Origin of the sequence: Dorea sp. YH-dor226, assembly GCF_039832105.1 — a bacterium.
In the GTDB taxonomy this organism is placed as follows: Bacteria; Bacillota; Clostridia; order Lachnospirales; family Lachnospiraceae; genus Dorea_A.
The window spans coordinates 1-12,386 of sequence record NZ_JBDOHS010000023.1 but is presented as its reverse complement, the minus strand read 5'-3'; the positions used below and the strand labels follow the sequence as shown (position 1 = coordinate 12,386).

Sequence of the window (12,386 nt, the reverse complement as noted above, 5' to 3'; positions counted from 1 at the left end):
ATGTTTCTAACATTATGCTAATATTATGCCAACAAGAAAAGGAGAGATTATTATGAGCAGGAAAATCGTAGTATTCCATAACCCGGATGAAGTATTAGACTTTGTGAAAAAAGTAGAAAAATATCCTTATGATATGGATATGAAAAGAGGAAAATACCTTGTAGATGCCAAATCTCTTTTGGGACTTATGAATCTCGGGTTTGGAAGAGAAATTGAATTGAAAGTATATCATGATGACTGTCAGGACCTCTGGAAAGATATAGAAAAATATGTTGCAGCATAAGTAACGGGTACTTGTGCCAGAAAACTCCCCGGCGTATAATAGAATGCGCCAGGGAGTTTTTTGTATATAATACAGATAGCCATGCAGATCCAAAAGAATCATGCATGCAGATTCCGGCAAAACAGGAGGTACAGATACAGAAGAATGAGAACAAAGGTAAAAGTTGACAGAAGTGAATATTTATTTGACAATCATGCGTTATTTGCATTGATACTTCCACTGGTGATCGAACAGCTATTGGCAGTGCTGGTCGGTATGGCGGATTCGATCATGATCGCGAGTGTCGGAGAAGCGGCGGTATCAGGAGTGTCTCTGGTGGATCAGATCATGATACTTCTGATCAATGCATTTGCCGCACTGGCGACGGGAGGGGCAGTGGTTGCCGGGCAGTATCTGGGGCAGAAGAAGCCGCAGGAGGCATGCCGGTCTGCGACGCAGCTGGTCTGGTTTGTTACGATATGTGCGGTCGTGATCACGATTTTCGTCTATCTTGGAAAATATTTTATATTGCATGTTGTGTTTGGAAAGATTGAGCCAGATGTCATGCATCATGCGGATGTCTATCTGATGATTGTTGCGGCATCTATTCCATTTATGGCGTTGTATAATGGAGGGGCGGCGATCTTTCGTGTCATGGGGAATTCCAAAGTAACGATGCAGGTGTCCATGATCATGAATGTGATCAATGTGGCGGGAAATGCAATCCTGATCTACGGATTTCACCGGGGAACTGAGGGAGTTGCGATACCGACGCTGGTATCAAGGATGACGGCAGCGATGATTATCATCGTTCTACTGTGTGATCAGAACCGGCTGCTTCACATAGAAAAAACGCTGCATTACCGGCTAAACTGGCCGCTGGTGAAAAAAATCTTAAGTATCGGTGTGCCAAACGGGCTGGAAAACAGTATGTTCCAGCTGGGCAAGATCATTGTACTGAGTCTTGTCTCCACATTTGGGACCTATGCGATCGCTGCGAATGCAGTGTCCAATGCGGTTGCCCTGTTCCAGATCCTTCCGGGAATGGCAATCTCACTGGCAGTCACCTCCGTCATCTCCAGATGCGTGGGCGCCGGAGATTACGAACAGGTAAAATATTACAACAAAAAACTGCTGAAGATCGTCTACATATGTACAGCAATCACGATTGCTGCGATATATTTTGCACTTCCGCTGATTTTGAAGGCATATCATCTCTCTGATCAGACGGCACAGGCAGCAACGAATATCATTAATTTCCATGGGATCAGTGCCATCCTGATATGGCCGATCGCATTTATTCTGCCCGGAACCTTCCGCGCCTGCGGAGATGCAAAAGCATGTATGTACATTACCAGTATCTCCATGTGGATCTTCCGGATCGGATTCAGTTATATTCTTGGAAAATACGCCGGAATGGGCGTGTTCGGTGTCTGGGTGGCGATGGTCATCGACTGGGTATTTCGGTCTGCCTGCTTCCTGATCCGGTACTTTGGCGGGAAATGGAGAAGGCAGGCAATCGTGTGATGAGCAGAAAAAGAAGAGGCTTGTAAAAGAAGATTATCTATCTTATAATATACTCATCCATTACAAAAACAGGAGGAAATTCTTGTGAAAAGAGAATTAGTAATTGTCATTGATTTTGGTGGGCAGTACAATCAGCTGGTAGCAAGACGTGTCAGAGAATGTAATGTTTATTGCGAGATCTATTCATACAAAACTGACATTGAAAAGATCAAAGAGATGAATCCAAAGGGAATTATTCTGACCGGCGGACCGAACAGCTGTTATGAAGCAGACTCCCCAACATACAAAAAAGAACTGTTCGAACTTGGAATTCCGGTACTGGGACTGTGCTACGGCGCACAGCTCATGATGCATGTACTGGGTGGAAAAGTTGCAAGAGCAGGCGTCAGAGAATACGGAAAGACAGAAGTTCTGATCGATAAGACAGATTCCCGTGTGTTTACAGATGTATCACCAAAGACCATCTGCTGGATGAGTCACTTTGACTCCATCTTTGAAGTTGCACCGGGATTTGAGATTACGGCGCATACGGCAGACTGTCCGGTGGCTGCAGCAGAGAATGCAGAGGCGGGATTATATGCAATTCAGTTCCATCCGGAAGTTCTTCACACTACAGAAGGAACAAAGATGTTATCCAACTTTGTGTTAAATGTCTGTGGATGTGCCGGCGACTGGAGAATGGATTCATTTGTAGAAGAATCTATCAAGCAGATCCGTGCAAAAGTCGGAAACGGAAAAGTATTGTGTGCACTTTCCGGTGGAGTAGACTCCTCGGTAGCAGCAGTATTGTTATCTAAAGCAGTCGGCGATCAGCTGACCTGCGTATTCGTAGATCACGGTCTCCTTCGTAAAAATGAGGGCGATGAAGTAGAGGCTGTATTTGGACCGGAAGGAAGCTATGACCTGAACTTTATTCGTGTCAACGCACAGCAGAGATTCTACGACAAGCTGGCAGGCGTAGAAGAGCCTGAGAAGAAGAGAAAGATCATCGGAGAAGAGTTCATCCGCGTATTCGAAGAAGAAGCAAAGAAGATCGGAACGGTAGACTTCCTGGTACAGGGAACCATCTATCCGGACGTCGTAGAAAGCGGACTGGGCGGAGAATCTGCAGTAATCAAATCTCACCACAACGTAGGCGGTCTTCCGGATTACGTTGATTTTAAAGAGATCATCGAACCACTGCGCGATCTGTTCAAGGACGAAGTAAGAAAAGCCGGACTGGAGCTTGGAATTCCGGAGTACCTGGTATTCAGACAGCCATTCCCGGGACCGGGACTTGGAATCCGTATCATCGGAGAAGTCAATGCAGAAAAAGTCAAGATCGTACAGGATGCAGATGCAATCTACAGAGAAGAGATCGCAAATGCAGGATTGGATAAAGAGATCAACCAGTACTTTGCAGCACTGACCAATATGCGAAGCGTCGGAGTTATGGGGGATGAAAGAACTTATGATTACGCAGTGGCATTGAGAGCAGTGAAGACGATCGATTTCATGACCGCAGAGGCAGCAGATATCCCATTTGAAGTGCTGAATAAGGTTATGAGCAGAATCATTAACGAGGTTAAGGGAGTGAATAGAGTATTCTATGATCTGACCAGTAAACCACCGGGAACAATAGAGTTTGAGTAGCTTGAAAAATCGCGGAAAAGCCCATAAATAAAGGCTTTGCGGGGTGTCGAAAAGACCAAATGGAGTGCAAATGGAGTTTAAAAATTATTTTTTTCTCTTGTTTATATTCCAGATTCACCTGCAAATTTCGTGAAATCGGTTATTCTCATAAAATAAAATTAGAGTAAATATGAAGAACAGTTTGTTTTGATTGAAGTGATTTTCGTCAAGGCAGACTGTTTTTTTGTTGCCTGCATTTAGAAAACAGATACCACAGAAAGGTTCTTTACTTTCGATGAGCTTAAACTCCATGACACAGTAATCACACTGATGGAGAATTAAAAAACAAGAAAATTTGATAAATTTCGGAAAATGATGTCCGATTTTGCATCTGCCAGTACAGAGTATATGAAGAGATAAATATTCAAAACAGAGGAGGTACTGATTATGCAGAATAAATTATTTTTAAAGGCAGCCGATATATGTGAACTTCTGGAAGTAAAACAGACATCGGCTTATGAAATCATCGGAAATCTGAACAAGGAACTGGAAGAACAGGGCTACCTGACGCTTAGAGGAAAAGTTCCGACAAAGTATTTTGTGAAGCGTTTCTACGGAGTAGAAGATACTTGTGAGATTCCACAGGAAGAGGGAAAGGAATGGTTTCATGCGTAAGAGAAAAATGTATTTATCAGTGGAAGACATTGCAGAACTCTTTGGATTATCAGTTTCGTTTGCTTACCGGGTAGTGGAAAGAATGAATGCCGATCTGGCAAGCAAGAACTATTATGTGATTCTCGGTCGGGTGCCAACCCGCTATGTAGAGGACAAGATCTATGGTCTGGAACATGTTGAGCAGTATTTGAAGGAGGATAAAGCGGTATGAGTATGATGCAGGAAAAAATGTATATGGATGTGGATGATGTGTGTGCAATTCTTGGAGTTTCAAAAACTTATGCATATAGTCTGATGCGAGAATACAACAAAGAATTGAAGGCAAAAGGCTATATTGTAGTAGCTGGAAAAATCTCTACGAAATTCCTGGCAGAAAAGATTTATGGCATGAAAGTCGAGGATTAGCAATGGGGGTTTACAAAGAAGGAAAAAACTGGAAAGTACAGGTCTATTACAAAGACTGGCAGGGAAATCGGAAAAGAAAACAGAAAAGAGGATTCAGGACCAAGGGTGAAGCTAAAGAATGGGAAAGAGATTTCCTGCAACAGCAGAGCCAGGGTGTGGATATTGAATTTGGAAATTTTCTGGAGATTTATTACAAAGATATGGATGTCCGTCTCAGAGAAAACACTATGTACACGAAGCGATATATTATTGACCTGAAAATCAAGCCTTATTTTGAAAAGAAGATTCTCAGTGAAATTACGGTGGCAGACGTCCGTGCATGGCAGAATGAGTTGCTGACGTATAAGGATAAGAATGGAAAAGGATATTCTCCTACTTATCTGAAAACAGTGAACTGCCAGCTGACTGCAATCTTCAATTATGCAATGCGGTATTATAACCTGCAGGATAATCCCTGCAGGAAGGCAGGAGCGATTGGCAAGAGTAAAGGAGAACCGAAGGACTTCTGGATGCAGGAAGAGTTCAATGCTTTTCTGGAGACAGTAAGTGATAAGCCGGAGACAAGAATGGCGTTTCTTTTGTTGTACTGGACCGGAATGCGTATCGGTGAATTGCTTGCACTTACTTATAATGACATCAATCTTGAAGAGAAAACCATATCAATCAATAAATCTTATCAGAGACTGAAAGGAAAGGATATGATCACGCAGCCGAAAACTCCAAAGAGTATCCGTGTGATTACGATGCCGGATTTTCTTGCAGAGGAATTTCGGGAGTATTGCAGTCATTTGTATGGAATTATGAAAAAGGAAAGACTTTTTCGGTTTACCAAATCGCATATGGAACATTGTATGGCTACCGGAATCGAGCGGTCTGGTGTAAAGCGGATACGACTTCATGATCTCCGCCATTCCCATGCCAGTATGCTGGTTGATATGGGGGTGGCTCCATTGGAGATTGCAGAACGCCTTGGACATGAAAAGGTGGAAACCACGTTGAACACTTATTCACATCTGTATCCGTCTACACAGAGTAAATTAGCAGGTTTGCTAGATAAGAAACATGAGGAAGAGGAGGAATAAGCGATGGCTGGTGACAGACATGGAAAACACAACACAACGACCATTTCTTTTCGGGTGAATTCTTATGAAAAAGCAACAATTGAAGAACGAGTGAAAGTGAGCGGAATGAAAAAACAGGATTATATCGTCCGATCATGCATTTACAATCATGTATGTGTTGTTGGAAAGAAAGAAACAATTGAGATTATCCGGTCAGAAATGAAGGAAATGAGTTTGGTTTTGGAGGATGTGGCAAAAGATTTGAAGTCTGAAAAACCAGTTATTTCAGAACCGGTTCTTGATAGTATGACAGAACGGTATCTTGCATTTTTGGAAGCAGCATTATGGATGCTGAAAGGTTCAAGTTATTTATGGGAGGATAAAAAGGATGGAAGAGAAAGTAATGAAGGATTGTAAAGTGCTGGCATTGTGTTCACAAAAAGGCGGGGTTGGCAAGACAACAAGTTGCGTGAATCTGGCAGTCGGACTTGCAAAAGCAGGGAAGAAAGTGCTTGTGATTGACAATGATCCGCAGGGAAGTATGACAGCAAGTCTTGGGTATCATAACCCAGATGAATTACCAATCACACTGGCTACTATTCTGACAAAGATTGTAGAAGATGAACTATTTGAAAATACACTGGGAATTTTACATCACCAGGAAGGAATTGATTTGATTCCGGCAAACATCGAACTCTCTGGAATGGAAGTTTCACTTGTAAATATTATGAGCAGGGAACTTGTCTTAAAACAATATATAGAAAGAATGAGAGAAGAATACGACTATATATTGATTGACTGTATGCCATCACTTGGAATGCTGACGATCAATGCACTTGCCAGTGTCGATGCAGTTATTATACCTGTCCAGGCGGCTTATCTTCCTGTAAAGGGTCTAGAACAGCTGATACGGACGATAGGAAAGGTGCGAAGACAGCTTAACAAACAACTGAAAATTGGAGGTATATTGATCACAATGGTGGATAACCGAACGAACTATGCAAGAGATATATCTGATCTGATTTTTGATACATATGGAAACCAGATTAAGATTTTTCCACAGAGTATTCCATTTTCAGTACGAGCAGCTGAAATCAGTGCGGAAGGAATCAGCATATTTGAGCATGATCCAAAAGGAAAAGTAGCGGCTGCATATTGGCAGATGACACAGGAGGTGCTTTTGGATGAAAGGTAGAAGTGCATCGAAGATAAAACTGACATCTTATGATGAATTACTTGGAGGAGGAGAAGAAACGAACGATATCCAGCAGGTTTCACTTGAGCATTTACATTCTTTCGAGAACCATCCATTTCAAGTAAATGATGATGAGGCAATGGCGGAACTGGTGGAAAGTGTGAAAGAAGAGGGAATTCTTACAGCATTACTGGTACGACCGCTGGGTGATGGTGAATATGAAATCATCGCCGGTCACAGAAGGAGACATGCGGCACAACTTGCTGGTCTTAAAGAGGTTCCGGTTATTATCAGAAATATGGATCAAGATACAGCTGTCCGTGCGATGGTAGACAGCAATCTGCAGAGACCTAATATACTCCCAAGTGAAAAGGCATTTGCTTACCGTATGAAGATGGAAGCAATGAATCATCAGGGAACATCAGGCGGTATCAGTGCGAAAGACATTGGAAAGAACGCAAATGACAGTGCAAGGCAGGTGTATCGCTATATCCGGCTTACTTATCTGATGAATGACCTATTAAACGCAGTAGATCGTGATGTGATCGGATTGCAGGTAGGTGTAGAGCTTTCCTACCTTACGGTTCCAGAACAGGAGATGGTGGAGGAAGTGCATGAGAGTACCGGAAAATATCCAAGTCTGGAACAGGCAAAAAAAATAAGGCAACATCGAGAAGAAAAAACGCTGACAAAAGAGATTGTGCGGCTCCTGGTTATAGGAGAGCGTAAAAAGAAAACAACGGTAACATTAAAACAGGATGAAATTAAGAAGTATTTTCCTCCAGAGTATGATGAACAGAAGATACGGACTGTTATATGTCAGCTTTTGGAGGAATGGAGCAATCAGAATCATTGATAAGTACGAAGGGAGGGATGTGTCATGAGTATAAGAGCAACATTCCATTATTTTCAAGGAATGGAATGCGATATGTACAGTTTTTATCGTATTCCCAAACTGCTGTTTACAAGTGAATATTTTAAAAATCTCTCCTGCGAAGCAAAGGTGCTGTACGGACTGATGTTAGACCGGATGTCACTGTCCATCAAGAACCGGTGGTTTGATGAAGAGGACAGGGCATATATTTTCTTTTCGGTGGAAGAGATTATGGAAATGCTTAACTGTGGCAGGAATAAGGCTGTGAATTGTCTAAAAGAGCTGGATCAGGAAAAAGGGATTGGATTGATTGAGAAGAGGCGAATCGGACTTGGAAAAACAAATGTTATTTACGTGAAAAATTTCAGCCTGACAGAATATCCAGATGAGCCAGCAATCTTTGATTCGGAAGAAACACCGGAAAATGTAGCAGAGAGAAAAGAAAATACAGAGACAGAAATAGAAGAATATGCGAAAAAAGAGCCGGAAAAGCCCGTAAATACACAGAAGTTTGAAAAACAAACTTCAGGAAGTTTGAAAAATAAACTTCAAGAAGTTTCAAAAACAAACTTCAAGGAGTTTGAAAAACAAACTTCAAGAAGTTTAGAAAACAAACTTCAAGAAGTTTCAAAAACAAACTGTAATAATACTGAATATAATTATACTGAATTTAGTGAGAATGAATCTTATCAATATCTATCTGAACAAGAGAAAGGGAGAGATAGGATACAGGAGAGAAATGAGTATCGACAGTTAATTCATGATAATATCGAATATGAGATCCTTTGTCAGAGCTATGGAACTGGACGAGTAGAAGAGCTGGTAGAGCTGATGCTGGATGCAATATGTTCGACAAAGACATATCAACAGATCAATGGGGAAGCTGTGCCTACACAAGTGGTCAAGAGCCGTTTGCTCAAAGTCGGGTATGAACACATCCAGTATGTGTTTTTCAGTCTTGACAGGAGTACAAGCAAAGTGAAGAATATCCGGCAGTATATGCTGACGGTATTGTATAACGCTCCTGCAACAATCAATCAGTTTTATGATGCTGAAGTTCGACATGACATGTACTGGGGGAAGGATATTCCAGACAGGTAAGAACTTTGTGCCCACTGGGCACGAAGTTTAAAAAGAGATAGTCATATCTGGCAGATATGCTAAAATAACCTTGTGTCCACTGGGCACAAAGTAGGAGGAAGAATTATGTTGAGATTTATGATAAAACTGCCATTTCGAATTATTGCAGCTCCTGTTTGGCTGGTACTTGCAGCGGTGAATATTGTGCTGGTGTTCCTGGTTGGGTTATCTGCTGGATTCTGCTATCTGATAGCCGGAATCTCTGTTGTGACAGAAGTTTTGAGTATTGGGTTTGGAATCAGTACGGACTGGACAATGAAATCAGCGATTATTACGACAGTAGTGTTTGTTCTACTCCCACATATCGGTATGGGGATAGTTGCAGTAATTGAAGTTGTGAAATGTGGATTACAGGAATTTATTTTTGGATGATTGTGGAAAATATAGTGGCGCTATATGGAAAGGCAGAAATAAACAATGGAAGAATTATATAAAGTGATGGATGATTTGCTTGAGGTGGAATTTCAGATGAAAGCAGGGATGGATATTCTGAAAGAACTGGAAGAGTTTTATATGCTGGAAAAAGAAACCGAAAAATCGGATGCTAGAAAAGTAGCTGTGCTGATGAAAGGATATCTGCAGTCGATGAAGTCAAATATTCGAGAAATCATTCGTTATATTGATGACACGACACTTGAAAAATCAAATGATAAAAAGAAAGATAAACAGGAATCTGCGAGCACCATATCCGAGGAAGTGCAGGAATTTGTGAATCTGACAATTACAGAGCATATGGGGAAAGCATATTCAGAATGGAAGTTAAAGCAGGATAAAGAGCCAGTAAGTGAGATTGATAAGAAATACCAGAAATTACTGGAAACGTTATCCCAAGAACAGGAAGAAGTGATTACGGAATACTGTAATGCAATTTTTAGCAGTGGAGCAGAAACAGAAGAATTTTTCTATCGACTGGGATTAAAAGATGGACTGAATCTGAAAAATACGGTAAAATCTGTATTAGAAATGATATCATGAAATCGGAAGTTGGAGGATACACGCATGAAAATTGTAATCATTAATGGAAGTGCCAGAAAAGGAAACACGCTGACAGCAATCAATGCATTTATAAAAGGAGCATCAGAAAAGAATGAAATTGAAATCATTGAACCTGACAAACTCAACATTGCACCATGCAAGGGATGTGGTGTCTGTCAATGCTCTAAGGGATGCGTCGATAAGGATGATACAAATCCTACAATTGATAAAATTGCTGCCGCAGATATGATTCTTTTTGCTACACCAGTTTATTGGTGGGGAATGTCAGCACAATTGAAACTTATCATTGATAAGTGCTACTGCCGTGGATTGCAGTTAAAAAATAAAAAAGTTGGCACGATTGTTGTAGGCGGTTCTCCCGTAGACAGTATCCAGTATGAGCTGATTGATAAGCAGTTTGACTGTATGGCAAAATATCTTTCATGGGATATGCTTTTCAAAAAATCATATTATGCAACAGCCAGAGATGAACTTGAAAAAAACAAGGATTCCATGAACGAACTTGAGGGGATCGGAAAAAATTTATAAAGCACGTTCCAAATTCCTGTTTGCATATTTCATCAAACGGTACATATTAAAATTAACACAAAGGGAGATGTTAGAATGAAAGCTCATGAATATTGGTCTGTCGGAGCATTGATAACGATGCTAGGAACTTTTTATAGCGGATATAAAGGTTCAAAATCAAGCCATAAATATTTTGCGGCAAGTTCTTTGCTTTGTATGATTATGGCTATTTACACAGGTCATAAGATGATATCTAAAAACAAGAAAACAAAGAAAGAACCAATATCATTAGGAAATGAAGAATAATACAATCAACCTTGTGCCCAGTGGGCACGAAGTTGGCATAGTCACTATGGTGTCAGGAGAAATCCTGGCATCTTTTTTTTATTGATTTGATAGACGGAAATCTTCTTATAAGCCCGCGCAAGTGTTTATAAAACCTCGCGAAAATGGCTTAAAATCAAGGTTTTCTGCATATCGTCATTTATCTTGCCATATCTCCGTATAAGATGATTTTGTAAGACCGGGCACCATTTTGGCACCACAAATTATAGGAGGACGACATGAAAAACGTACTTTTAGACAAGGGTATTATACTCCCGTCCGGCGAAATCAGCAAGGATAAGGTAAACCTTGTAACCGGAGCAATCACGCAGCCATTCGCAGAAATGGTATGGGTAACGACAGGCGGCGACATGGAAACCGTAAACCGCTTGACCGACGTACTTGTTACCATGAACACCCCCGCCGACCGGGGGAAGCTGTTCAAAATCATAAAAATGCTCTATGGGCTTATGGGCTTGCCCTTTTCCGAGGAAGCCGAGCCTATGGACGCAGACCCCGCCGTTTTGGAATACTTCATTTTTTCCTTTACGGCAGACTTTGGCGAAGTCATACAAGACCTCATAGCCGAAGAAGCAGAATAACGCACCGCACAGGCGGCGTTTCTCACTTCCCACAAGGAAGAACAGGAACGCCGCTTTTTTCATGCCCTTTGTTACGCAGTAGGCATGAAAAAGCCCTTGATTTACGCGGCTTTGCGGACGCGGTTTTCAGCGGATAAGGGATTGATACCTAAACCCTCAAAATCGCGTTTCTATTGCGTAACAGGTATGCAGCAAAGGAGTGATGAAGCTATGGCAGTTTTCAGAGTGGAGCGCAACAAGGGCTATACGGTTATGAGCAACCACCACTTACGCAATAAGGAGCTATCCCTAAAGGCAAAAGGGCTGTTATCGCAAATGCTGTCCTTGCCAGAGGATTGGGACTACACCCTTGCGGGGCTGTCCTTTATCAACCGGGAGAAAATCGACGCTATCCGGGAAGCCGTTAAGGAACTGGAACGCGCCGGGTATATCGTGCGTTCAAGGGAACGCGACGAGAAAGGACGCTTGCGCGGCGCAGATTATGTGATTTTTGAGCAGCCGCAGACCCCGCCTGTATCGGATTTACCTACATTGGAAAATCCAACATTGGATAATCCAACGTTGGAAAAACCTACGCAGAAAAAACCTACGTTGGAAAATCCAACGCAATTAAATAAAGATATACAAAAGACTAACTTACCCAAAAAAGAAAAATCAAATATAGATTTATCAAGTACCGATTCCATTCCTATCCATTCCCTAAATCCCTTGCCTTACGACGGGGAAGCGGCAGAGCCGCCGGAACGGAAACGAAAGGAAGCGACAGACGCATACAGCGTTTATGAGGAAATCATCAAGGACAATATCGAGTACGACCATTTTGTACGCTACGGGCAGGTAGACAAAGACCGTCTGGACGAAATTGTTTCGATTATCCTTGAAACGGTATGCAGCAAGAGAAAGACAATCCGTATCGCCGGGGACGATTACCCGGCAGAGCTTGTCAAGGCAAAGTTTATGAAGCTCAACAGCAGTCACATTGAATTTGTCTTTGACTGCATGAAAGAGAATACCACCAAAATCCGCAACATCAAACAGTACCTTAAAGCGGTGCTGTTCAATGCGCCGAATACCATTGACAGCTATGATATTGTCAATATTGGTTGACACATTTATCTCAAAGATATCACTGACTATGCAGCCAGGTCCAAAGATTGATAGTATCTCTGGCGCTTGATGATCGGAGGAAGCCCACCATTAGCAGAGC

General features: G+C 41.8%; 17 protein-coding genes. All 17 read left to right on the top strand.

The window, feature by feature from the left end:
• Positions 1-52: 52 nt before the first annotated feature.
• The 17 genes from ABE547_RS13685 (at position 53) to ABE547_RS13605 (ending at position 12,286) form a co-directional block, all read left to right on the top strand.
• Positions 53-283, top strand: a complete 231-nt coding sequence (locus ABE547_RS13685; RefSeq protein WP_347379268.1) for an HPr family phosphocarrier protein — start codon at positions 53-55, stop codon at positions 281-283.
• Between the two features lie 144 nt (positions 284-427).
• The gene (locus ABE547_RS13680) at positions 428-1,789 is read left to right on the top strand and encodes an MATE family efflux transporter (RefSeq protein ID WP_347379267.1); all 1,362 of its coding nucleotides are present in this window, start codon (positions 428-430) and stop codon (positions 1,787-1,789) included.
• A gap of 84 nt (positions 1,790-1,873) precedes the next feature.
• Entirely contained in the window at positions 1,874-3,421 is a 1,548-nt protein-coding gene (guaA, locus tag ABE547_RS13675) for a glutamine-hydrolyzing GMP synthase (protein WP_347379266.1), read from the top strand.
• A gap of 426 nt (positions 3,422-3,847) precedes the next feature.
• Entirely contained in the window at positions 3,848-4,075 is a 228-nt protein-coding gene (locus ABE547_RS13670) for a hypothetical protein (RefSeq protein WP_008705329.1), read from the top strand.
• Positions 4,068-4,286 (top strand): hypothetical protein, encoded by a 219-nt coding sequence (locus ABE547_RS13665; protein WP_008393122.1) that lies wholly within the window; start codon positions 4,068-4,070, stop codon positions 4,284-4,286. The genes ABE547_RS13670 and ABE547_RS13665 overlap by 8 nt, the downstream gene beginning before the upstream one ends.
• Complete coding sequence (locus tag ABE547_RS13660; protein WP_024853999.1) at positions 4,283-4,480, top strand: hypothetical protein; 198 nt, start codon at positions 4,283-4,285, stop codon at positions 4,478-4,480. Before ABE547_RS13665 ends, ABE547_RS13660 begins: the two co-directional genes overlap by 4 nt.
• 2 nt (positions 4,481-4,482) lie before the next feature.
• A complete protein-coding gene (locus ABE547_RS13655) occupies positions 4,483-5,562 on the top strand; it encodes a site-specific integrase (RefSeq protein WP_024854000.1) in 1,080 nt (359 codons plus the stop codon).
• A 3-nt stretch (positions 5,563-5,565) separates the two neighbouring features.
• Positions 5,566-5,958 carry a hypothetical protein gene (locus ABE547_RS13650; protein ID WP_044925303.1) on the top strand — a complete coding sequence of 131 codons (393 nt, stop codon included), beginning with the start codon at positions 5,566-5,568 and terminating at the stop codon, positions 5,956-5,958.
• Complete coding sequence (locus tag ABE547_RS13645) at positions 5,930-6,736, top strand: ParA family protein (RefSeq protein ID WP_026650281.1); 807 nt, start codon at positions 5,930-5,932, stop codon at positions 6,734-6,736. Before ABE547_RS13650 ends, ABE547_RS13645 begins: the two co-directional genes overlap by 29 nt.
• Positions 6,726-7,592, top strand: coding sequence for a ParB/RepB/Spo0J family partition protein (locus tag ABE547_RS13640; protein ID WP_026650282.1), 867 nt, complete (start codon positions 6,726-6,728; stop codon positions 7,590-7,592). The genes ABE547_RS13645 and ABE547_RS13640 overlap by 11 nt, the downstream gene beginning before the upstream one ends.
• Before the next feature lie 24 nt (positions 7,593-7,616).
• Positions 7,617-8,711 (top strand): DUF6017 domain-containing protein, encoded by a 1,095-nt coding sequence (locus ABE547_RS13635; RefSeq protein ID WP_028087787.1) that lies wholly within the window; start codon positions 7,617-7,619, stop codon positions 8,709-8,711.
• Positions 8,712-8,816: 105 nt separating this feature from the next.
• A complete protein-coding gene (locus tag ABE547_RS13630; protein ID WP_028087788.1) occupies positions 8,817-9,122 on the top strand; it encodes a hypothetical protein in 306 nt (101 codons plus the stop codon).
• Positions 9,123-9,167: 45 nt separating this feature from the next.
• Positions 9,168-9,725 (top strand): hypothetical protein, encoded by a 558-nt coding sequence (locus ABE547_RS13625; protein ID WP_044925306.1) that lies wholly within the window; start codon positions 9,168-9,170, stop codon positions 9,723-9,725.
• 24 nt (positions 9,726-9,749) lie between these two features.
• Positions 9,750-10,274, top strand: a complete 525-nt coding sequence (locus ABE547_RS13620) for a flavodoxin family protein (protein WP_008119059.1) — start codon at positions 9,750-9,752, stop codon at positions 10,272-10,274.
• Positions 10,275-10,349: 75 nt separating this feature from the next.
• Positions 10,350-10,559 carry a DUF6219 family protein gene (locus ABE547_RS13615; protein WP_009300563.1) on the top strand — a complete coding sequence of 70 codons (210 nt, stop codon included), beginning with the start codon at positions 10,350-10,352 and terminating at the stop codon, positions 10,557-10,559.
• Positions 10,560-10,816: 257 nt separating this feature from the next.
• A complete protein-coding gene (locus ABE547_RS13610) occupies positions 10,817-11,179 on the top strand; it encodes a hypothetical protein (RefSeq protein ID WP_002584990.1) in 363 nt (120 codons plus the stop codon).
• A gap of 210 nt (positions 11,180-11,389) precedes the next feature.
• Positions 11,390-12,286, top strand: a complete 897-nt coding sequence (locus tag ABE547_RS13605) for a DUF6017 domain-containing protein (RefSeq protein ID WP_073113344.1) — start codon at positions 11,390-11,392, stop codon at positions 12,284-12,286.
• Positions 12,287-12,386: the final 100 nt, after the last annotated feature.

Coding starts and splice junctions, on each gene's coding strand:
- ABE547_RS13685 (WP_347379268.1), top strand. CDS start 53: ATGAGCAGGAAAATCGTAGTATTCCATAACCCGGATGAAGTATTAGAC.
- ABE547_RS13680 (WP_347379267.1), top strand. CDS start 428: ATGAGAACAAAGGTAAAAGTTGACAGAAGTGAATATTTATTTGACAAT.
- ABE547_RS13670 (WP_008705329.1), top strand. CDS start 3,848: ATGCAGAATAAATTATTTTTAAAGGCAGCCGATATATGTGAACTTCTG.
- ABE547_RS13665 (WP_008393122.1), top strand. CDS start 4,068: ATGCGTAAGAGAAAAATGTATTTATCAGTGGAAGACATTGCAGAACTC.
- ABE547_RS13660 (WP_024853999.1), top strand. CDS start 4,283: ATGAGTATGATGCAGGAAAAAATGTATATGGATGTGGATGATGTGTGT.
- ABE547_RS13655 (WP_024854000.1), top strand. CDS start 4,483: ATGGGGGTTTACAAAGAAGGAAAAAACTGGAAAGTACAGGTCTATTAC.
- ABE547_RS13650 (WP_044925303.1), top strand. CDS start 5,566: ATGGCTGGTGACAGACATGGAAAACACAACACAACGACCATTTCTTTT.
- ABE547_RS13645 (WP_026650281.1), top strand. CDS start 5,930: ATGGAAGAGAAAGTAATGAAGGATTGTAAAGTGCTGGCATTGTGTTCA.
- ABE547_RS13640 (WP_026650282.1), top strand. CDS start 6,726: ATGAAAGGTAGAAGTGCATCGAAGATAAAACTGACATCTTATGATGAA.
- ABE547_RS13635 (WP_028087787.1), top strand. CDS start 7,617: ATGAGTATAAGAGCAACATTCCATTATTTTCAAGGAATGGAATGCGAT.
- ABE547_RS13630 (WP_028087788.1), top strand. CDS start 8,817: ATGTTGAGATTTATGATAAAACTGCCATTTCGAATTATTGCAGCTCCT.
- ABE547_RS13625 (WP_044925306.1), top strand. CDS start 9,168: ATGGAAGAATTATATAAAGTGATGGATGATTTGCTTGAGGTGGAATTT.
- ABE547_RS13620 (WP_008119059.1), top strand. CDS start 9,750: ATGAAAATTGTAATCATTAATGGAAGTGCCAGAAAAGGAAACACGCTG.
- ABE547_RS13615 (WP_009300563.1), top strand. CDS start 10,350: ATGAAAGCTCATGAATATTGGTCTGTCGGAGCATTGATAACGATGCTA.
- ABE547_RS13610 (WP_002584990.1), top strand. CDS start 10,817: ATGAAAAACGTACTTTTAGACAAGGGTATTATACTCCCGTCCGGCGAA.
- ABE547_RS13605 (WP_073113344.1), top strand. CDS start 11,390: ATGGCAGTTTTCAGAGTGGAGCGCAACAAGGGCTATACGGTTATGAGC.